Raw genomic sequence first — 19112 nt, 5'->3', positions numbered from 1 at the left:
TTTGTATAATCAATAATTATTATAGTATAGGATTAAAGAATTAATTACATCATCTATAAATTATATAAATAACTTATTTAAATTATATACTAAATTAAAATAAATAATATTCTAATTTATAAGTGAAATAATTATTTATAATCATATGTTTTTCTAATTATCAAACAAGAAATCGTACGCGCTCTACCCCCACATGACGGTGCGGGAAAACATGAGCTTCGGACTGGAGGAATCGACCGACATGCCCGACGACGAAATCGCCGCGCAGGTCGAGGAGACCGCCGCGATGATGGGCATCGGGGACCTGCTAGACCGCAAGCCCGGCGAACTCTCGGGCGGCCAGCAACAGCGCGTCGCCTTGGGCCGGGCCATCGTCCGGGACCCGGAGGTGTTCCTGATGGACGAACCGCTGAGCAATCTGGACGCGAAACTCCGCTCGCAGATGCGGACGGAGCTACAGCGGTTGCAGGAAGACCTCGACGTGACGACGGTGTACGTCACCCACGACCAGACCGAGGCGATGACGATGGGCGACCGCATCGCCATCCTGAACGACGGCGAACTCCAGCAAATCGGGACGCCGTTGGAGTGTTACCACGAACCGGCCAACGTCTTCGTCGCGGGGTTCATCGGCGAACCATCGATGAACTTCTTCGACGTGACGCTGGACGGCGACTACCTCGTAGCCGACGAGTTCGAGTATCCGCTCTCGGCCGACGTGTTCGCCGACGTGGAGGGTCACGACCGACTCGTCCTCGGCATCCGTCCCGAGGACATCGAACTCGTCGCCGAGGGCGACGGCCGCCACGACTTCCGGACGCACGTCGATGTGGTCGAACCGATGGGCGACGAGAACAACGTCTATCTCACCTTCGAGAGCGCGACGGCGGAGTCCGACGAGGAGACCGAGACGTTCGTCGCCACCGTCTCGGGCCTGCGGAACGTAGACAGCGGCCAGTCGGTGGTCGCCAACGTCCCCGAGGAGGCAGTCCACATCTTCGACCGCGACACGGGCGAAGCGTTGCACAACCGCGAACTCAACCGGACGGAAGTCGCACAACCGAACTTCTGACTGCTCCCGCGTTTCTCCGCTTTTTGCGACGATGAGCGACGCCAAACGTGTTGTCTGTCCATAGAATCTCCGTTCGATTTAGACGCATTTATATAAAATATTAAGTGGTCGTGTGACAACTGTTACAGTGGAATGTCAGACCATAGCAGACGAACGTTTCTCAAGGCTGCTGGCGGGGCAGTCGGCAGTGCGGCACTTCTAACGGGGTCGGCGAGCGCGGACGGCAGTAGCGGACCGGACCGACGATTCCTCGTTGACCTGCGCGAGGTGTCGCGCAGTGAGGTCCCCGACGACGTGGAGATTATCCACGACATCTCGGAGATCGACGTACTCGCGGCGCGAGGCGACCCCGGCGCGGTACCCGGTTCGGCCTCCACAGTCGCCGACCTCGCGGTGTACCAGCACGACGCGACGCCCGAGGGCGGTCCCGCCAAGGAACACTCCGGCAAGGGCCGCGGAAGCAAGGGTCCCGCATGGGACAGCGGCGAACCCACCAACACGGAACTCCAGTGGGACAAGCGCGCCCAGCGCGTCGGCGACCTGACCGAGAATCCCGGCAACGGCCGGACGGTTCAGGACACGGCGACCGGCGAGGGGACTCGCGTCGCCGTCATCGACAGCGGCGTCTACGACCACCCGGACCTCGCGGGCGTCGTCAACGAGGAACTGTCGGAGAACTTCACTACCGACCCCTACGACTTCCGTCCGAACGGCGCTGGCAACCACGGGACCCACGTCGCGGGCATCGTCGCTGGGAACAACGCCGACGGCGAGGGCATCCTCGGCACCGCGCCCGATACGGAAATCCTCTCCCATCGCGTCTTCTCCGGCGTGCAGGGCGCGAGCGGCGACACCATCGCCGCCGTCGTGGACGCCGCGAGCAAGGGCTGTGACGCCGCGAACCTCAGCCTCGGCTACCCGCTCCCGTACGTCTACCCCGACGAGTACCCGTTCCTGCTCGACGTCAAGGAGATGTACGAGCGCGCCGTCTCGTACGCGCGGTCTCAAGACATGGTCGTCGTCAACTCCTCGGGCAACGACGCGCTGGACATGGACCAAGAGGGCGTCCTCAGCCTCCCGACCGAAGTCGAGGGCGTCTTCGGCGTCGCCGCGACCGGTCCCATCGGCTACCTCTGGGACGACAAGAAACCGAGCCGCGAGGACAAGGCGCTGAAGAAACTCGACAAGCCGACGGCCTACCCCGCGAACTACACCAACTACGGCGAAGCGGTCGATGTGAGCGCCGCTGGCGGGAACTACGACCCCGAAGCCATCGACGAGGTCGAGGGCTGGTACTACGACCTCGTCCTTTCCACCGTCTACGAGACGAACGAGGACGGCGAAACCGTCCCGGACTACGGCTGGAAGGCTGGCACCTCGATGGCGGCCCCGCAGGTCGCCGGTGCGGTCGCGCTCGTGCGCTCGCTCCGCCCGGACGCCAGTGTCGAGGAAGTCGAGACCCTGATTCGGGAGACCGCACGAGACGCCCCGGAGGGCGAGACGTACCACGGCGCAGGCCACCTCGACCTCCGCCGACTCATCAAGCGCGCTCGATAAGCCGCCGCGCGCTCGACCGAACCCACCGACGCCGTTCTTTCTCGTGGCCGAGGACCGGAGACGACGCCCGACGAGTCGAATATCCGCGCTCGGCCGCGACCCATATCAAGTTAGCTAGATTAAATTTTTATTTCAAAAGGTATTGTACTATGGCGTATGCCACGAAAAAGCATACCAATCGACCGTCGAACGATGCTGAAGCGAATCGGTACCACCGCCGCCGTGGGTGCCGGACTGGTCTCGACCACCGGCGGTGCCGCGGCGACGGCGCGGGAGAAGGCCCGACTCGTCGGGGAGTACCACGACGAACGCGCCCTGCGGTCGGCGTTCGAGCGCCACGGCAGGGACCTCCGGGAGACGCTCGTGGACGAGGGGTTCGTCCCCGAGGACTTCGAGTTCCGGGCGCTCGACGTTGGACTCGACTCGGAGGTGACTGGTCTCGAACCGACCGCCGCCGACTCGCTGGCGGGCGTGACGGCCATCCGCGAGGAGGGAACGACCACCGCGCTCGCCACGGTTTCGGCGAGCAGTTCGACCCACGAACTCGCGCTGTTCGTCCAACCCGAGCGCGAGACGGCGTACGCGCTGGTCGAACCGAAGTCCGGCGGCGACCGACTGCTGGTAGACGAGTCCGGCGTCACGCCAACCGGCTGTAGATACCAGACGTGCGGGAGTTCGTGTGCTGACAACTACTCGACGCTCAAAAACTACAACTGCGACGTGAACTGTCGGAACTGCAAAGTGTACGACACCGAATGTGCGTGTCCGGACTAGCGGACCGCGGCTACTTGTCGCTTTTTTCGGCGTACTCCTCGGGGGTGTAAGTCTTGAGTTCGAGCGCGTGGATATCGTCGGTCATGTGGTCGCCCAGCGCGTCGTAGACTAGTTCGTGTTGGGCGACCAGCGATTCGCCCTCGAACGCTGGCGAGACGACGGTGGCCGCGAGGTGGTCCTCGTCGTCAACCCCGCGCGGGTGGCTGACGGTCGCCTCGGCGTCTTCGAGATTCGATTCGATGAGTTCGGTCACGTCGTCGGCGTCCATGCCTTTGGCTACGAAACGGGTGGCCAAATGCGTGTGGATACCGAGCGGAGAACGAAAGAAGATTGCTCGCGCGGTCGCGCCGTGCCCACCCGAAGAGCTATGGGACGACGACGCAGCGAGTCAGTCGAGATTCAGCGTGTAGAGACGCTTGCGCGCGTCCGAGAACGAGAACCGCGAGTCCACGATTCCCTCGTCGTCGAGGCGGTTCAGCGCGTAGCGGACGGTCCGGTCGGGGAGCAGCGACTCCTCGGCGATCTGGCTCTGGGTCAGGGTGTCGTTGTACTCCAATACCTTGGCGACCAACTTGGCGCTGGGCGGCAGGTCCCGTATTGACTCGGTGGCGTTCTCCCCCGTGAGTTGGCTCTCTTTCGGTCGCGCAGTTTCTGATGCACTCATGCTATCACCACCTTTCGGATACGGCTTAATAATATTTGCCCTTTGAATATATTACTAATGAGCATTTTGTCGGTCGAACGCGTTCGGCGTGAGAGGGTGAGCGAGCGACCCGAATTCCGACGCCGAACGGGAGTTCGATGCAGTTCAATTCCGAATAGTGTGCGACTGTATGACATGCGTCACACTGACCCGAAGCCTCTTATGAGGGAGGGACTTAGACCGTTGTGATGACCGACACTGTGGAAGACGTAGACCTCCCCTACGACGAGGAGAGCGCGTCCCAGCAGGACAAGATCGAGGCCCTTCAAGAGCGGTTGGAGGTTCTGGAATCTCAGAACGAGGAGATGCGAGACAAGCTTCTGGATGCGAACGCCGAGAACAACAAGTACCAGCAGAAGCTCGAACGCCTGACCCACGAGAACAAGAAGCTCAAGCAGTCGCCGCTGTTCGTCGCCACCGTACAGGAACTCACCGACGACGGCGTCATTATCAAACAGCACGGCAACAACCAGGAGGCCGTCACCGAGGTCACCGACGAGATGCGCGAGGACCTCGAACCCGACGACCGCGTCGCCGTCAACAACTCTCTCTCTATCGTAAAGACGCTGGAGAACGAGACCGACGTTCGGGCGCGAGTCATGCAGGTCGAGGAGAGCCCCTCCGTGACCTACGAGGACATCGGCGGACTCGAAGAGCAGATGAACGAGGTCCGCGAGACGGTCGAGATGCCCCTCGAACGCCCCGAGATGTTCGGCGAGGTCGGCATCGAACCGCCGAGCGGCGTCCTGCTCTACGGCCCGCCCGGAACGGGCAAGACGATGCTGGCGAAGGCCGTCGCCAACCAGACCGACGCTACCTTCATCAAGATGGCTGGCTCGGAACTCGTCCACAAGTTCATCGGCGAGGGTGCGAAGCTGGTCCGGGACCTCTTCGAGGTCGCCCGCCAGCACGAACCCGCCGTCCTCTTCATCGACGAGATTGACGCCATCGCGGCCAAGCGGACCGACTCGAAGACCTCGGGCGACGCCGAGGTCCAGCGTACGATGATGCAACTACTCAGCGAGATGGACGGCTTCGAGGACCGCGGCGACATCCGCATCATTGCGGCGACCAACCGCTTCGACATGCTCGACCGCGCCATCCTCAGGCCCGGCCGATTCGACCGCCTCATCGAAGTGCCCAAGCCGAACCTCGAAGGCCGCGAGAAGATTTTCCGCATCCACACCCGCGACATGAACGTCGCCGACGACGTGGACTTCGAGAAGTTGGCCAAGAACGCCGAGGACGCCTCGGGCGCGGACATCAAGGCCGTCTGCACCGAGGCCGGGATGTTCGCCATCCGCGACGACCGCACCGAAATCACGATGGACGACTTCGAGGAGGCCAAGGCGAAGATCGACGCCGAGGACGAAGAAGAAGAAATCTCGAAAACGTTCGCCTGACGCGACACGTCTGCTGAGAAGGGCCTTCTCGTCGTATTTTTCTCTCTCCTCGAAGCGAGTAGCCGACCGGCCGTCGGTCGGGCGACGCGTCGTCAGTACGACACCCGAATCACGCGGCGGTCGGTCTCGTCGCGGACGGTCACCACGTCTCCGGTGTTCTTCCAGAGCGCGCGCGCCGACCCCCAGTAGAGGTTGTCGTCGGCGTCCTCGCCCGACCCGGAGTGAATCGTCACCGACCGGTTCGGAGCGAGGACGAACTCCTCGGGGAACTCGTAGGTCGTCCCGTCGGAGTTTTCGACGGTCCAGCCAGTCAGGTCCAGCGGATCGTCGCTCTCGTTGCGGAGGACGACGTACTCGCCGTTCTTGTTCCAGTGGTCGTACCCCCGCGCGTTCTCGTGAATCTCGTCTACGACCAGCCCCGCGGTGAGTCTCGGTACTCGCGGGCGGCGGTTGCCCAGCACCTCGTCGGGGACGCCCTCGGCGGTCGGACCGCGAGCAGGGTCGGTCTCCGGATTCGTCTCGTCGTCCGCTTCGCGGTCGGCTTCCTCGGCCGCGTCGCGGTCGGTCTTCGACTCATCTCCGGCGACCGGCACCGACTCCACGGCGACGACCGACACCGCCGCGTCGGGCACGTCGGCCACGCCGGTCGCCTCGCGGTTCACGAACCGATGGAAGTAGCTCTCCTCGCCGTTCTTCTTCTCGTTCTGGTAGCGAAACGCGAGGTCGGCCTCCTCGAACTTCCCGAAAAACCGGTCCCACGGGACTGGTTCGAGATTTCGGTCCGGGCCGTCGTCCGGGAAGTCGATGCGCAGGACCCCGAGGTCGTCGCCCTCGCCGGTCTGCTGTACGTGTGCAGGGTCGGCGTCGCGCGCCTCGATCCACTCGCGTATCTCGTCGTGGTCGGTCGTGGTTCTGGTCGCCCACGGATTCGTGACGGTCATTCCCATTCCCCCGGCTGAGAACCGACCGCGGCAGGCTTAGCTATTCGGAACTATCGGCGAGCCGATAGCCTTAGCCGAGAGCGAGAAACGCCGCGTAGGGCAGGAGAAACAGCACGACGAACATCGCCAGCAGAATCGCGCCGTAACCGGCAAGCGTTCCGAACGCGGTCAGCCACGAGGGGTGTTCGAAGTCGGCGGGCAGGTTCATGTTCGACTCGTCGGGCCAGCGGCCCTTAACCCTACCTGAAACCGGCCGGAGGACCGCTCGGCCCTCCTCGTCTACCCGATGATGTCCTTGATTTGGCGGGCGTCACCGTCGAGGTTCGGGTTCTTCTCCACGATTCGAAGCACCTCGTGGTCGGTCACGTCGAAGTAGGACTTGCCTGTCGCTCCCTCGATGAGGTCCTTCGAGAGGCGGAACTCGGTCCCCTCGTACACCACGTCCACACCGTCCTCGTCGAACGCGAGCGTCGTCATACCCCCGCATTTGAGGGCGCTATTTAAAAACCCCTCCGAATTTCGACGGCGAGTGTTCGATTTCCGGCAGGTGTCTGACTGAAGTTTATTAGGGTTCGACCAGAACCAACCGGTGTGTCGCTTGGTTCGGACCCCTTGGACGAGCTTGCGATTCCCGACGGAACGACCGTCGAGGAACACGACCTCGTGACCGACGGCGACGTTATCGTCGGCGGGCAGAGTACGGTCGAGTTCGGCGTCCGAGGTCACAACGTCATCGCCGGAGAGCGCGTCCGGTTTGGCGGCCACATCGAGGCCGAGGCCGACCTCCGCCTCGACATGTGGTCAGACGTGGCCGACAACGTATTGGTCGGCCGGGACGCCTACCTCGGCGAGCGCGTCCACGTCGGTGGTCGCCTGATGGTCAGTGGCGACCTCGACATCGGCGACGACGTGGACATCGAAGAGGGGTTCGAGGCGAACGGGTGGATAGTTATCCGGAATCCGATGCCGACAATCGTCTTCGTCTTCGTCTACCTCCAGCAACTGCTTCGCATCGGCGAGGAGGAGGCCGCAGAGGAAGTCGTCTCCGAACTACTCGAAAACGAAGAGGTCGAGGCCGACCCCGTGGTCGTCCCGCGGAACGGCCACGTCTCCGACGACTCGTGGCGCGTCTCGACGCCCGCGGCCATCGGCGACGACTGCCGACTCCACGGCAACATCCGCGCCGAGTCCATCGAGGTGGGCCAGCGAAACGACGTGTTCGGCAGCCTGCGCGCTCGCGGCGACATCTCGGTCGGCGGCGGGACGGTCATCCACGGCGACGTGACGACTCGGAACGGGACGGTCGAACTCGCCGACGATGTGGAGGTTCGGGGCGACGTTTCCTGCGAGGACCTCCACTTCCACGAGGGCGCAATCGTGGACGGAACGATGCGCGCGAGCGGCGAGATGTCGATGGTGAAAGCCGGAACCCACGAGCAGATAGCCGCCGACGGCGACGGCGGTCGCAAGCGATTCCACGGCGACGCCGTGAGCGCGGGCGAGGACGGCAGTACCGCCGCGAGCGTCGGCGCGGAACGCGCCGACGCGGAGGACTCGGAAACGCAGTCCGGCGAGAGCAACGATTTCCGGTCGGAGAGCGATTCCGGCGAGAATAGCGACTCCGAGACGACCGCCGACGCCGGAGATATCTTCAAATTCGACGCCGACACCGAGGTCCCCGAGAGCGAGCGTCCGACCGACGAGTAGTTTTTCGCCGCCGATGTTCCAGAGAGCGCCGACTCGATAGCGGTTCTCCGGGTAATTCGGCAGTTTCGGCGGCTTACGGTCGTTTCGACGGCTTTTCGCCCACTTTTGGAGTCGATAGCGCGAACCTGAGAGCGCGATTTCGGGGTTACTGTAATAAACATTGACGATGATACTTTGAGGGCGTATGGGAGAGAGACACAATCGTATCAGGTGGTGTCGATGCACTCGGTAGTGCTCACGAAGGGCGTCCCCGACTTCCGAGAGGGGCAGGTGTCGTTCGACGAGGACGGCCACCTCGAACGCGGGGCGACCCCCACGGTGATGAACCCTAACGACGAGTTCGCGCTGGAGGCCGCCCTTCAGACCAAAGTCAAGCAGGGCGGGCAAGTCAGCGTGATGAGCATGGGACCGCCGGGCTACGAGAGCGTACTGGAGGAGGCCATGAGCGTCTACGCCGACGACCTCTATCTCCTCTCGGACCGCGAGATGGCCGCGGCCGATACGTGGTCCACCGCGATTACGCTCTCGGGCGGCGTCGAGAAGATAGCCGAGCGTGATGGGCAGTCGGGCGAACCGGACCTCGTGTTCGCGGGGTTCAAGACCGCAGACGGCGAGACAGGCCAGACCGGCCCGCAGACCAGTTGGTGTCTCGACCGGCCGATAGTGACCCACGTCATCTCGCTGACCGTGGACGACGAGGAGGAGACGCTCCGCGCCAAGCGACTCGTGGAGGGCGACGCCAACGAGATAGAGACCGTCGAGGCACCCCTGCCCGCGTTCGTCGTGACCGACCCGGATTTCGAACCCTCCTACCGGCGGGCCGAACACCGACTCCGGCACAAGCGACTCAAAGCCGAGACCGAGGAGCGCGTCGAGGAGTACGACGAGCATCTCACGACGTGGAGCGCCGAGGACCTCGATTTGGACCCCGACTTCATCGGTCTCGACGGGTCGCCGACCATCGTCTCGGGCGTGGACCCGATTCCGAAGGCACCCTCCGAGCGCGAGGCGACGACGGTGGCTCCCGACGACGAGGAAGAGATGGAGCAACTGATAGACGAGATGCGACCCCTCGCGGGGGGTGAGTGAGCGTGGCCGACGACAACGACGTGGACCTGAACCCGAGCGAATACACGGTCGCGGAACTGAAACAGAAACTCGCGGCGGCCGACGACCCCGCAAAACTCGACGCGGTACTCGCGGCCGAGCAGGCGGGCAAGGACCGCAAGACCGCCAGCGAGGCGATTCGGCGGCGCATCGACGAGTTGAGCGACGAGACCGCGCCCGCGGCCGACGACGAGGAAATCAGTTACGAGGTCCAGACCCGAACCCGCGACAAGAAGCACGTCCGCGCGCTCAAGGGCGGGGAGTACCGCGACATGTGGGTCTACTGCGAGACTCAAGGCGGCGAACTGCTCGACGTGTCCACGGAGATGCTCGGGAAGGCCCGCGAACTGATGGACGAGTACAACGACGAGTACGAATCGGAGCGCGTCGTCGGCGTCCTCGTCGGCGACGCGGACGCGACGACGGGACTTACCGACGAGGTAGTGGCGCGCGGCGCGGACGTGGCAATCTACCACGAGGACGACCGACTCGAACGCTTCCGCCACAAGCCCTACACCGAAATCGTCGCGGACATGGCGCGGGGCGGGGCCGACCCGCCCAACTGGGAGACGGGCAACCCCGGAAGCGACCCCACTGCCGAGTGGCGCGACTACGACAAGCCCCGCTACTTCCTCTTCCCGGCGACGAACAACGGCCGGGACCTCTCGGCGCAGGTGCAGGCCGAACTCGACTCCGGCCTCGCGTCGGACTGCTCGGGACTGTTCATCGAGGAGGAGCTTATTTCGAATCCCGTCAAGACCGGCGAACCCGGCGAGAAAGTAGAGTTCGAGCGCGTTCTGCACATGAAGCGCCCGGATTTCTCGGGGTTCGAGTATTCCACGATTCTCTGTCTCGACAACCCCAGCCGGGAGTTCCATCCGCAGGGCTGTTCGGTGATACCGGGGAGCTTCGAACCCATCGACCCCGACTACGAGCGCGAGGGTGAGGTGGTCGAACACGACCTTGACCTCTCGGACGACTGGTTCCGGGTGGACGTGACCGACTTCGACCGACTGGACGAGGGCGTGGACCTCACGGGTCACGAAGTCGTCGTCGCGCTCGGTCGGGGCATCGGCGACGACCCGACGCGGGGCATCGAGTTGGGTCTCGACCTCGTGGACGCCTTCGAGGACGCCGCGCTCGGACTCTCGCGGGGCGTCGTTACGGCCTCCTACGACGTGGACGGCCACGTCGCCGACTACGTCGCCGAGGAGCGCCAAATCGGCGAGACCGGCCAAGAGGTCGCACCCACGCTCTACGTCGCGGCCGGAATCTCCGGCGCGGTCCAGCACAAGGTCGGGATGGACGAGTCCGACACCATCGTCGCGGTCAACACCGATTCAGACGCCCGGATTCGGGACTTCAGCGACTACTTCGTGGAGGGCGACCTCTTCGAGGTGCTTCCCCGCCTCACCGACTCCATCGAGGCGGGCGAACTGACGGGGAAAGCGGAGGCCAGCGATGACTGACGAAACCGGACGAACGATGACCGACGAACACGAACACTACGAGGCGGTCGTGGTCGGGGCGGGACCCGGCGGGGCCGCGGCGGCCGCGGTACTGGCGCGAAACGGCGTGGAGACCCTTGTCCTCGAACGCGGGGTCGAAGCCGGGTCGAAGAACGTGACGGGCGGTCTCGTCTACGCCGAGGAGTCCGCGCCCTACACGGTGGACGCGCTCTTTCCGGACTTCCGCGAGGAGGCCACGGAACGACCCGTCACCGACTACTACCTCCACAACGTCGCGGGCGAGCAGGTCGAGACCTTCGACATCACCGACCTGCACGAACACGACACCGAGTGGTCCGACGCCGTGCTTCGCCGGGAGATGGACTCGTGGATGGCCGACCGAGTTCACGAGTTGGCCAGCGAGACCGGCGGCGGCCTGCTGACCGACGTTCGGGTGAACGGACTCCTGCGTGACGGCGGAGAAATCGTCGGCGTGACCTGCGACGAACTCGACCCGATTTGGGCCGACCTCGTAATCGCGGCGGACGGAGTAAACTCCGAGTTGGCCCGCGACGCGGGCCTGATGGACTGGGACGACCCCGACGAGTGGTTCCAAGGCGTCAAGGCCGTCGTGGACGTGCCCTCCGAAATCATCGCCGAGCGGTTCGGGGTCGGCGACGACGAAGGTGAGGCCCACCTCTTCTCGGGCGACCTGTTCGAGGGCGTTCGTGGCGGCGGGTTCGTCTACACCAACGAGGACTCGCTGTCGATTGGCTCGGTGTTCCACCTCGACAGCATCGTGGAACAGGAGGCCGAACCCCACCAACTGCTCGACAACCTGTTGACTCATCCCCTGCTGGCGGACTGGTTGGAGGGCCACTACGACGAAGTGGAGTACAGCGCCAAACTGGTGCCAGACTCGAAGAAGGCCGCGAACCCCTCGCCTCACGAGGGGCGACTGCTCGCGGTGGGCGACGCCGCGGGCCAGATGCAGGCCCAAGGTCCCATCATCAAGGGGATGAACCACGCCGTCTCGGCCGGGGCGCTCGCTGGCGAGGCGTTCGCCGAGGCGAAATTGCGCGGCAAGCCCGAGCAGGCGGGCGACCTTTACGAGCGAAAACTCCGCGAGGAGGGCGTCATGGGTAAACTCCGGCCGAAAGGGTATCGGGTCGCCAGCGCGCTCGGCGAACGCGAACCGGTGGCGAACGCGACCGACTCGCTTCTCACCTCGCCAGTCGGCCGACTCGGCGTGCGCCTGCTGGGCGACCGCCTCGAAGACCTCTACTCGTCACCGTATCTTTCCCAAATCGTGCCCGACACGCAGACGCCCTACGTCACCCTGCCGACCGTCATCGCCGAGGAGTTGGGCGAGCGCGTCGCGGGCGAGGCCGACTTCGAACCGAAGGACCTCGCCACCAGAATCGGCGACCTGACCTACGACACCGACGTTGGCAACCCGCACATCGAACTGCTGGACGACTCCGTGGCGGCCAGCGGCGCGGCCGTCACCGCCTGCCCGGTCAGCGCGAAGGACTTCGGCGGCGGATGCTACCGCGAGGAGACGGTCAAGACTAACGGGAGCGAACAGAAGCGCGTCAGCCTCGACACCCAACCCTGCGTCGAGTGTGGTACCTGTGCGGTCGTCGCCGACACCGACTGGGAACACCCGCGGGGCGGCAAGGGTGTCGAGTTCGAGCAAGGGTAACCCCGTGAGGAGCGCATGAGCGACTACCGCGACCGAATCGACGCCCTCGCGGCGCGCGCCCGCGAGGACCGCCGAGAGTTCGACCCGCCAGCGAACCCGCCCGCCGAGGAGCGCGCGCTGACCTACCTCCGAGACGGCGTCGGCGAGGTGGTCGCGGTCTACGTCGAGACCCGGACCGGCGAGTTCGCACCCCTCGACCGCGCGGAGATGTCCGACTTAGAGACTGCACTGAACGACTGGCTCGAACTCTACGCGCGGTGTCACGGCCGCGCCATCGACGCCGAGTTCACGGTCCGCGAAGTCGCTGAGTTAGTCATCAAGACCCGCGACGTGGTCGAGAGCGCGCGACTCCTGACGGCCATCCCCGAGCGCGACCGGAGCGTGGCGTGGGGTTCGAGAAACAGTTAAGGAGTCGCGGGGTGTGTTACCATTGTTCATGAAGTTCTCAGAAGCGCTCGAATTCGGACACGAGGACCGCAAGCGAATCTACGAGTACGTCGAGAGTCGCGGCGAAGTGGACTTCGAGGCGGCCCGCGACGCGCTGGGCGTTGACCCCGGCGGATTCCGCCACCACGTCGCCATCCTCAAGCGCGACGGCTATCTGGAAGAGCGCGAGGGGAGACTCCGGGCCTCCTTCGAGGAGGGCGTGGCCGAGGAGTACGACGTGGACGGCGTGGCGTTCACCATCCGGCCCGCCCGACAGGAGGACCTCTCGGGCATCGTCGGCGCGATTCGCCGAGTCGCCGAGCAGGGAAGCTACATCGTCGCCGAGAGCGTCGCCGACGAGATAGACCACGACGAGGCCCTGTTGCGACACAACGAAATCGAGTCGCGGATGTTCTTCGTCGCCACGGTCGGCGGCGAGGGGCGGAGCGCCTCGGACGGTTCGACTGGCGTCAGGCCGGGCGAGGACGTGGTCGGGTGGGTCCATCTCTACGCGCCGGAACTCGACAAACTGGCCCACACCGCGGAGTTGACCGTCGGCGTGCTGGACGAGTATCAGGGCTTCGGCATCGGGAGCCACCTGCTCGAACGCGGCGTGGCGTGGGCGGCCTCGAACGGCTACGAAAAACTCTACCAGAGCGCGCCCTCGACCAACGAGTACGCCATCGAGTTCCTCGAAGGACACGGCTGGGAGACCGAGGCGGTCCGCGAAGATCACTACAAAATCGACGGCGAGTACGTGGACGAAGTGATGATGGCCGTGAAGTTGTAGGCAAGTCAGACCGAATTCGCCCCACTGTTTTATCCCCGACAGAAAAAGGTATTATTATCGCAGAGACAAAGGCAGAATATGGTAGCGAACACGTTCGACCGACTTCGTCCGTACGGGTACGCACTTGTCGGTCTCATCTTCCTCGCCATGGTCCTCCGTTCGTTCGAGGACTTCACGGACCCCGACGTGTTGGCGAAGGTAGCTGGCGTCGCCGTTCTCGTCGTCGTCTGGTTCGGCTACCTCCACCTTTCGCGGGTCTCGAACCGACTCTCGACCCGACAGGAAGGCGTCGCCGTCCTGCTCGCGGGGGCCGTCTCACTCGGCGTGCTGGCGCTCGTCGGCCCGGAGGGCCAGTCCTTTCTTAACAGAGAGTTATTCGCGGGGTTCGTCGCACTGGTCGCGTTTGCGCTCGCTCACCTCGTCGGGCCGTCGCTTCCGATGGGACCAGCGCGACCGGTCGGCGCGGTCGGTCTCCTCCTCGGAATCGGACTCCTCGGTTTCGCAGCCGACGCGTTTCTGGCGGACTCGCTCTGGGCCGCCGCGGACGCGGCGGTTTTCGGGGTTATCCTTGGACTGGTCGGACTGGCGTCGCTCCTGAAACCGGACGAGTTCGGGTGACCGAATCGATGCCGGACGGGAACTGGACCCGAAAGCGCCGCTTTCGGGTCCGTTTGCTCGGTGAAATGACGGCGAGAAACCGGAGGACGACAAACGCGCCAGTTATCGTCAGATGGACGGGAGCGACGGCGGCGACGGCAGTTCGTCCCAGACCCAGTTGAGGAAGGCGTTCGGCGGGTTCGGGGGAACGTCGGGTTCGTCGCCCGTGAGGAGACACGCCATACAGGCCGCGCAGTTCGCCTCACCGCTGATGGGCTTGCTACAGAACGCGTAGAAACAAGCGACGCACAGGATCGCACCGACGCCACTCACGCTGCTCGAACAGAAGCCGACACACGTCCCGCAGGCAGTCACTACGTCGTAAATCCACAGCCCACAGTTAGTACAGGTGTCGTCACACTCGATGCCGAGTTCGTCGAGCGTCCCACTGATGACGTTGGCGAGGAGCCAATCCTTGAGGATGTCCGCGATTATTTTGGTTCCGATGCCCTCCGTCGTGACGCGCTGGGAGGTGTGGCCGGACGCGGAGACGGAGCGCAGACTAGCCGATGGCCCAGTGAACTCCTCGGATTTCGGGTCGAACCCTCGGCCGACGTTGACGAGGTACTCCGGCGTTTCCAGTTCGTCGGTTTCCGGGTCGGTCACTGCCAACTTCACGCGGAACCCGTCGATGGCCGTGGTCGCCTGTATCCTCGTTCGCTCGATCTTACCGTCAACGTCGAGCGTTGACAGGACGCGTTCCTCCTCGGCGTCGGTAACGCCCCGCGCGAACTCAACGTCGGAGCGGGTACTCGCTATCGACCCGCCCGTCTCAGTCACTATCGAGTAGTTGGTCGGTGCCGACGAGAGGTCCCTATCGAACGTAAAGACGGTCCCGATCTGACCGTTCCGCTTTGCGGCGAGGAGCGTCCCGTACTTCAACTCGACTTTCATCATGACGAGTTCGCCGTCCGTGACCTCGCCGTCGCCTTCGAGGCGTCGCTTCTCGACTTTCTCGGGGTCCGGAAGCGATTCGACGCCGAGTTCGTCAAGAATCTGTTGGACGCCCGGTGCCTGCTTGATCTGCTCGATGTCGCTGGCCGTGGCCTCTTCCGCCCGGACAGTACCGAACACCGAACTCAGCGCTCCGCCGCTCGTACCGAGCGCACCTGCGGCGGCAGAGCTCTTGATGAGGTTTCTCCGATTTATTCCACCCATCTCATCATCTTTCTCAGACATCAGCTGAAAGGATGAAATATACAGAGATAATATTTTCGACTGAAGAATATTTATAAAATACTCTTCGTATTTTGAGTAATCTTCGCTGCTTGAATCTCAAAGTATCCTGTAGAATCACGGCCATGACGGGTAAGCCGGAGATATCGCTTCGTTACCGGCTCACGGTCCGGTAGTCAGTCGAGTCCATTCGCTCGCAGTCACCTCGCTGTGGTCGGACTGGTGTCGCTCCTGAAACCGGACAAGTTCGGGTGAAAAATCGACCGCCCGACCGCCCGGCCGCCGCTCACTCCTGCTGTTGGTGGACCGGAAACGCGACTTCGACAGTCGTCTTGTACTCCTGAATCCGGCCGTTCTCCACGTCCGCGGTCTAGTCCTCCACTTCGACGCCGTGGATGTCCTCAATAGTCTCGCTCGCCTGTTCGACCGCTTCGTGGGCGGCCTGCTCCCACCCTTCCTCGGAGGTGCCGAGGACCTTGATCACTTTGACTGCCGTCATGGGCAGCGACGCTACGACGTGTCCCGTGTAGCGTCTTGTAGCCACAAAACGCGTCGGCGCGCCAATGCGGTCTGGGACACGTCACGCTTCGAGGACCGCGCCCCGCTACAGTTCGAGACCGCGAATCGCCACGCAGTCGCCCTCGCGGACCTCGCCGACGATTCGGCCGTCCGTCTCGTCGGCCAGCGTCTCTGCCTCGTCTGGGGGAAGCGCAACGACGAACCCGGTGCCCATGTTGAACGTCCGGTGCATCTCCTCGTCGCCGATGTTGCCCTCCTCCTGCACGAACTGGAAAATCGGATGGGCGTCGAACGGGTCGGCAATTTCGTAGCGGAACTCACCCATCCGCGAGAGGTTGGTCCACCCGCCGCCGGTGACGTGGGCCCCGGCGTGAACCTCGCGGTCCCGCAGGTGGTCGAGCAGGTACGTGTAGATGCGGGTCGGTTCGAGCAGGACCTCGCCGATGGACTCCTCGCCGTCGCCGAGCGGGAAGGGGTCGGTGTACTCGTGGTCGCGCGTCGCGGCCTCCCGTGCGAGGGTCAGGCCGTTCGAGTGGATGCCGCTGGCGGGGAACCCGACCAGCGCGTCGCCGACCTCGGCCTCGCCGGGAAAAACGGCGTCTTTCGGTGTGAGACCGACGCACGCGCCCGCGAGGTCTAGCCCCTTGATTACCTCGGGCATCACCGCCGTCTCGCCGCCGACCAGCGCGATGTCGGCCTCCTCGGCACCCGCGGCGAGTCCGTCGCCGACCTGCTCGGAGAACTCCTCGCTGGGTTCGTCTACGGCGAGGTAATCCACGAACGCGACCGGTTCGACGCCTGACGCCACGAGGTCGTTGGCATTCATGGCGATGCAGTCGATGCCGACCGTCGAGTAGTCGCCCAACGCCTCAGCCACGAGCAGTTTCGTGCCTACGCCGTCGGTCGCAAGCGCGAGGTAGCGGTCGCCGATGTCCAGCAGGCCCGCGTATTCGCTCTCGTCGATGTCGCCGACAGCGCCGACCAGCGCCGCCGTCGCGGCCTCGCTCGCCTCGATGTCCACCCCGGCGTCCGCGTAGGTGAGTTCCTCGTCTTCGGTCATGGTGAGAATGGGGCGGTCGGCGAGTAAAGTTCCACCGTTTGCGCGTCGGGAGGGAGCGCGTCTGAATTCTGTGGGCCTCCGATTCGGCGCGCTGGCGTCTACACGAACTCAGAGGACTGAGAAGCCAAAGAGCGCCCACGCCGCCAGCGCGAAGCAGGGCAGGCCGAACCCGGCGAACGCGGGGACGCTCCACTCCTTGACCGTGTTGCCGTCGAGCGGTCCGAACGGAATCATGTTGAAGCCAGCCAGCAGGAAGTTGATGCGGACGCCGAGCGCCGCGATGCTCCCAAGTGTGCCGCCGAACAGCAGTTCTAGCACGAAAAACACCATCCCGAGCGCAACGTTGGTCAGCGGTCCGGCGAGCGCGATGAGACCGTTCTCTCGGAGCGTCGCGCGGCCCTGATGGTACACCGCGCCGGGCGCGGCGAAGAGAAAGCCAGCCAGCGCGCCCACGACGGCGAGAAAGAGCATGCCGTAGTCGGCGCGGAACTCCGCTATCTGCCCGAACCGAATCGCGGTGATTTTGTGAGCCATCTCGTGGAGCAGAAACCCTAACCCCGCGGTCACGAGACTCGCGGGGAGCAGTCCGAGCAGGACGCCCGGACGACGCAGAATCGTCCGACCGCCGCCGCCGAAGAACAGCGCGAAGGCGAGTCCGAGGGCCGCCCACGCGACGGCGATATCGAATACCTCGCGCGTGCCGAACCGAATGTCACCGACTTTCATGTCAACGTCCGGATGATGAGGTCTGCGCTGTTCTGCGCGCCCTGTATCATCAGGTCGGTCACCTGCCCGACGCCGCCGACTTGGGACCCGAGCAGGGGCAACACGACGAACGGGAAGGCGAAACTCGCAATCATGCTTCCGACGTTCGTCATCGCCACGATGGCGATGAGGCGGAACAGCGGCACGTCGAGCATTCGACGCATGATGTCCCGGAGCGGACTCTCCTCGTCGGCCAGAATCTCGTTAAGTTTGGAGATGTCGCCGACGTTGACCGAGGTGTACTTCAACTCGACGTAGCCCGCGAACCACCCCGGCGCGAGCAGGGGGTTGACGCTCGTTAGCCACGCCACCGCGCCGCCGACGCCCGCCGAAGTCCAGCGCGCGCCCGCCAGTTTCGCCAGTCCGAACGCGAAGATGCCGTTGAACAGGAACCACGCCGCGAACACCTTCAGGAGGAGAACGTTCCGCACACCGGCCATGAACAGCAGGAAGAAGAACGTGAGAAAGCCCAGCGCCATCACGTAGCCGAAAATCTTGAACAGCGAGAACCGCCGTCCTGATTCCGTTCCGACCAACTCCTCCATCGGCGGCAGGCGCTCGGGGTGGTCGAGATACTCCTCGATGCCCGCGCGGTGGCCCGCGCCGACGATTGCGACGACATCGTGGCCCGCCCGCCGCAGGGCGACGAGTCGGTGAGCGATGAAGGCGTCGCGCTCGTCGATGAGCGCCTCCGCGCCGCCGGGGGAGAACTGGCGGAACTCCTCCATCATCGCCGTCACCACGTCGCCGTCGGTCATCTCCTCGATGTCGAACTCCTCGTCCTCGTCGGGTTCGCCGATGCCGACCATCACCAGACAGAGTTCCCAGACCATCCGAAGTTTCTCGAAGAAACTCATCCGCGCCCAGAAGCGCTGGATGGTGGTCTGGATGTCTCGGTCAACCAGCGCGACCTCGCTCCCGACCGCCTCGGCGGTCTCGATTGCGGCCTGCATGTCCGCGCCGGGTTCGATGTCGAACTGCTCGCCCATCTGGGCCTGCACGTACGACAGCATCCAGTAGGCGATGAACTGGAAGACGGTGTTCCCTTCGAGCAGGTCCGAGGGTTCGAGGTCTTGGGCCACTTCGCCCTGCATCTGGCGATACCTCCCCTCGTCGAGTTCGACCGCGACCACGTCGGGGCGCTCCTCGTCGATGGTCTCGCGGACCTCCTCGACGCTGTCGGCGGAGACGTGGGCGGTCCCGACGACGCGGACGCTGCCCTCGCCGTCTCCGGCGTCTAACTCGGCTGAATCGCTCATCGTTCGCCTTACACGCTATCCCTTTTTACCGTTGTCGGTGCCG

Annotated in this window: 20 protein-coding genes and 1 pseudogene; 11 read left to right on the top strand and 10 right to left on the bottom strand. The window is 64.0% G+C overall.

The genetic code is table 11. The features are described from left to right. Nucleotides 1-169 precede the first annotated feature (169 nt). The 3 genes and pseudogenes from EP007_RS15030 to EP007_RS15020 form a co-directional block, all read left to right on the top strand. Nucleotides 170-1072, top strand: a pseudogene (locus tag EP007_RS15030) (ABC transporter ATP-binding protein); the annotation flags it as partial. 132 nt (nt 1073-1204) lie between these two features. Then, on the top strand, nt 1205-2629 hold the full coding sequence (locus EP007_RS15025) for a S8 family peptidase (RefSeq protein ID WP_128478424.1): 1425 nt from the start codon (nt 1205-1207) through the stop codon (nt 2627-2629). Nucleotides 2630-2785: 156 nt separating this feature from the next. Continuing rightward, nucleotides 2786-3403, top strand: coding sequence for a hypothetical protein (locus EP007_RS15020; RefSeq protein WP_128478423.1), 618 nt, complete (start codon nt 2786-2788; stop codon nt 3401-3403). 10 nt (nt 3404-3413) lie between these two features. Here EP007_RS15020 and EP007_RS15015 read toward each other — a convergent pair whose 3' ends face one another. Together EP007_RS15015 and EP007_RS15010 are read right to left on the bottom strand one after the other, a co-directional pair. Beyond that, a complete protein-coding gene (locus EP007_RS15015; RefSeq protein WP_128478422.1) occupies nt 3414-3671 on the bottom strand; it encodes a BolA family protein in 258 nt (85 codons plus the stop codon). Between the two features lie 120 nt (nt 3672-3791). Further along, entirely contained in the window at nt 3792-4067 is a 276-nt protein-coding gene (locus EP007_RS15010; RefSeq protein WP_128478421.1) for a MarR family transcriptional regulator, read from the bottom strand. Nucleotides 4068-4294: 227 nt separating this feature from the next. On the opposite strand from EP007_RS15010, the gene pan1 reads away from it, so the two are divergent. Next, a complete protein-coding gene (gene pan1, locus EP007_RS15005) occupies nt 4295-5509 on the top strand; it encodes a proteasome-activating nucleotidase Pan1 (protein WP_128478420.1) in 1215 nt (404 codons plus the stop codon). A gap of 92 nt (nt 5510-5601) precedes the next feature. On the opposite strand, the gene EP007_RS17635 is transcribed toward pan1, so the two are convergent. From EP007_RS17635 to EP007_RS14995, 3 genes are all read right to left on the bottom strand, one after another. After that, on the bottom strand, nt 5602-6450 hold the full coding sequence (locus EP007_RS17635; protein ID WP_166035629.1) for a lamin tail domain-containing protein: 849 nt from the start codon (nt 6448-6450) through the stop codon (nt 5602-5604). A 70-nt stretch (nt 6451-6520) separates the two neighbouring features. Continuing rightward, the gene (locus EP007_RS17630) at nt 6521-6658 is read right to left on the bottom strand and encodes a hypothetical protein (protein WP_166035627.1); all 138 of its coding nucleotides are present in this window, start codon (nt 6656-6658) and stop codon (nt 6521-6523) included. A gap of 71 nt (nt 6659-6729) precedes the next feature. Next, nucleotides 6730-6927 carry a DUF5800 family protein gene (locus tag EP007_RS14995; RefSeq protein ID WP_128478419.1) on the bottom strand — a complete coding sequence of 66 codons (198 nt, stop codon included), beginning with the start codon at nt 6925-6927 and terminating at the stop codon, nt 6730-6732. A 114-nt stretch (nt 6928-7041) separates the two neighbouring features. Here EP007_RS14995 and EP007_RS14990 point away from each other — a divergent pair, with 114 nt between their 5' ends. The 7 genes from EP007_RS14990 (at nt 7042) to EP007_RS14960 (ending at nt 14251) form a co-directional block, all read left to right on the top strand. After that, the gene (locus EP007_RS14990) at nt 7042-8157 is read left to right on the top strand and encodes a polymer-forming cytoskeletal protein (RefSeq protein ID WP_128478418.1); all 1116 of its coding nucleotides are present in this window, start codon (nt 7042-7044) and stop codon (nt 8155-8157) included. Nucleotides 8158-8376: 219 nt separating this feature from the next. Continuing rightward, nucleotides 8377-9246: an electron transfer flavoprotein subunit beta/FixA family protein gene (locus tag EP007_RS14985; protein WP_128478417.1), complete on the top strand. Its 870-nt coding sequence runs from the start codon at nt 8377-8379 to the stop codon at nt 9244-9246. A 20-nt stretch (nt 9247-9266) separates the two neighbouring features. Continuing rightward, nucleotides 9267-10733 (top strand): electron transfer flavoprotein subunit alpha/FixB family protein, encoded by a 1467-nt coding sequence (locus EP007_RS14980; protein WP_128478626.1) that lies wholly within the window; start codon nt 9267-9269, stop codon nt 10731-10733. Between the two features lie 16 nt (nt 10734-10749). Continuing rightward, nucleotides 10750-12417: an FAD-dependent monooxygenase gene (locus EP007_RS14975; protein WP_128478625.1), complete on the top strand. Its 1668-nt coding sequence runs from the start codon at nt 10750-10752 to the stop codon at nt 12415-12417. Nucleotides 12418-12432: 15 nt separating this feature from the next. Beyond that, on the top strand, nt 12433-12825 hold the full coding sequence (locus EP007_RS14970) for a hypothetical protein (protein ID WP_128478416.1): 393 nt from the start codon (nt 12433-12435) through the stop codon (nt 12823-12825). A 28-nt stretch (nt 12826-12853) separates the two neighbouring features. After that, a complete protein-coding gene (locus EP007_RS14965; RefSeq protein ID WP_128478415.1) occupies nt 12854-13633 on the top strand; it encodes a GNAT family N-acetyltransferase in 780 nt (259 codons plus the stop codon). Between the two features lie 78 nt (nt 13634-13711). Then, nucleotides 13712-14251, top strand: coding sequence for a hypothetical protein (locus EP007_RS14960; RefSeq protein WP_128478414.1), 540 nt, complete (start codon nt 13712-13714; stop codon nt 14249-14251). 108 nt (nt 14252-14359) lie between these two features. On the opposite strand, the gene EP007_RS14955 is transcribed toward EP007_RS14960, so the two are convergent. The 5 genes from EP007_RS14955 to EP007_RS14935 form a co-directional block, all read right to left on the bottom strand. After that, the gene (locus EP007_RS14955; protein WP_128478413.1) at nt 14360-15469 is read right to left on the bottom strand and encodes a twin-arginine translocation signal domain-containing protein; all 1110 of its coding nucleotides are present in this window, start codon (nt 15467-15469) and stop codon (nt 14360-14362) included. A gap of 367 nt (nt 15470-15836) precedes the next feature. After that, the gene (locus EP007_RS17820) at nt 15837-15965 is read right to left on the bottom strand and encodes a dodecin family protein (protein WP_208023507.1); all 129 of its coding nucleotides are present in this window, start codon (nt 15963-15965) and stop codon (nt 15837-15839) included. 105 nt (nt 15966-16070) lie between these two features. Further along, nucleotides 16071-17045 carry a phosphoribosylformylglycinamidine cyclo-ligase gene (gene purM / locus EP007_RS14945; RefSeq protein WP_128478412.1) on the bottom strand — a complete coding sequence of 325 codons (975 nt, stop codon included), beginning with the start codon at nt 17043-17045 and terminating at the stop codon, nt 16071-16073. 108 nt (nt 17046-17153) lie between these two features. Beyond that, the gene (locus EP007_RS14940) at nt 17154-17771 is read right to left on the bottom strand and encodes a zinc metalloprotease (RefSeq protein ID WP_128478411.1); all 618 of its coding nucleotides are present in this window, start codon (nt 17769-17771) and stop codon (nt 17154-17156) included. Continuing rightward, complete coding sequence (locus EP007_RS14935) at nt 17768-19069, bottom strand: TraB/GumN family protein (protein ID WP_128478410.1); 1302 nt, start codon at nt 19067-19069, stop codon at nt 17768-17770. The genes EP007_RS14940 and EP007_RS14935 overlap by 4 nt, the downstream gene beginning before the upstream one ends. Nucleotides 19070-19112: the final 43 nt, after the last annotated feature.

The sequence above is a fragment of the Halorussus pelagicus genome (genome assembly GCF_004087835.1).
Lineage (GTDB): Archaea > Halobacteriota > Halobacteria > Halobacteriales > Haladaptataceae > Halorussus > Halorussus pelagicus.
The sequence above is the reverse complement of the archived record's forward strand: the minus strand, read 5'-3'. Positions and strand labels throughout refer to the sequence as shown.

What these genes read in the sequence shown, in the direction of transcription:
- EP007_RS15025 (WP_128478424.1), top strand. Translation starts at nt 1,205, where the DNA reads ATGTCAGACCATAGCAGACGAACGTTTCTCAAGGCTGCTGGCGGGGCA.
- EP007_RS15020 (WP_128478423.1), top strand. Translation starts at nt 2,786, where the DNA reads ATGCCACGAAAAAGCATACCAATCGACCGTCGAACGATGCTGAAGCGA.
- EP007_RS15015 (WP_128478422.1), bottom strand. Translation starts at nt 3,671, where the DNA reads ATGGACGCCGACGACGTGACCGAACTCATCGAATCGAATCTCGAAGAC.
- EP007_RS15010 (WP_128478421.1), bottom strand. Translation starts at nt 4,067, where the DNA reads ATGAGTGCATCAGAAACTGCGCGACCGAAAGAGAGCCAACTCACGGGG.
- pan1 (WP_128478420.1), top strand. Translation starts at nt 4,295, where the DNA reads ATGACCGACACTGTGGAAGACGTAGACCTCCCCTACGACGAGGAGAGC.
- EP007_RS17635 (WP_166035629.1), bottom strand. Translation starts at nt 6,450, where the DNA reads ATGACCGTCACGAATCCGTGGGCGACCAGAACCACGACCGACCACGAC.
- EP007_RS17630 (WP_166035627.1), bottom strand. Translation starts at nt 6,658, where the DNA reads ATGAACCTGCCCGCCGACTTCGAACACCCCTCGTGGCTGACCGCGTTC.
- EP007_RS14995 (WP_128478419.1), bottom strand. Translation starts at nt 6,927, where the DNA reads ATGACGACGCTCGCGTTCGACGAGGACGGTGTGGACGTGGTGTACGAG.
- EP007_RS14985 (WP_128478417.1), top strand. Translation starts at nt 8,377, where the DNA reads ATGCACTCGGTAGTGCTCACGAAGGGCGTCCCCGACTTCCGAGAGGGG.
- EP007_RS14975 (WP_128478625.1), top strand. Translation starts at nt 10,750, where the DNA reads ATGACCGACGAACACGAACACTACGAGGCGGTCGTGGTCGGGGCGGGA.
- EP007_RS14970 (WP_128478416.1), top strand. Translation starts at nt 12,433, where the DNA reads ATGAGCGACTACCGCGACCGAATCGACGCCCTCGCGGCGCGCGCCCGC.
- EP007_RS14965 (WP_128478415.1), top strand. Translation starts at nt 12,854, where the DNA reads ATGAAGTTCTCAGAAGCGCTCGAATTCGGACACGAGGACCGCAAGCGA.
- EP007_RS14960 (WP_128478414.1), top strand. Translation starts at nt 13,712, where the DNA reads ATGGTAGCGAACACGTTCGACCGACTTCGTCCGTACGGGTACGCACTT.
- EP007_RS14955 (WP_128478413.1), bottom strand. Translation starts at nt 15,469, where the DNA reads ATGTCTGAGAAAGATGATGAGATGGGTGGAATAAATCGGAGAAACCTC.
- EP007_RS17820 (WP_208023507.1), bottom strand. Translation starts at nt 15,965, where the DNA reads ATGACGGCAGTCAAAGTGATCAAGGTCCTCGGCACCTCCGAGGAAGGG.
- purM (WP_128478412.1), bottom strand. Translation starts at nt 17,045, where the DNA reads ATGACCGAAGACGAGGAACTCACCTACGCGGACGCCGGGGTGGACATC.
- EP007_RS14940 (WP_128478411.1), bottom strand. Translation starts at nt 17,771, where the DNA reads ATGAAAGTCGGTGACATTCGGTTCGGCACGCGCGAGGTATTCGATATC.
- EP007_RS14935 (WP_128478410.1), bottom strand. Translation starts at nt 19,069, where the DNA reads ATGAGCGATTCAGCCGAGTTAGACGCCGGAGACGGCGAGGGCAGCGTC.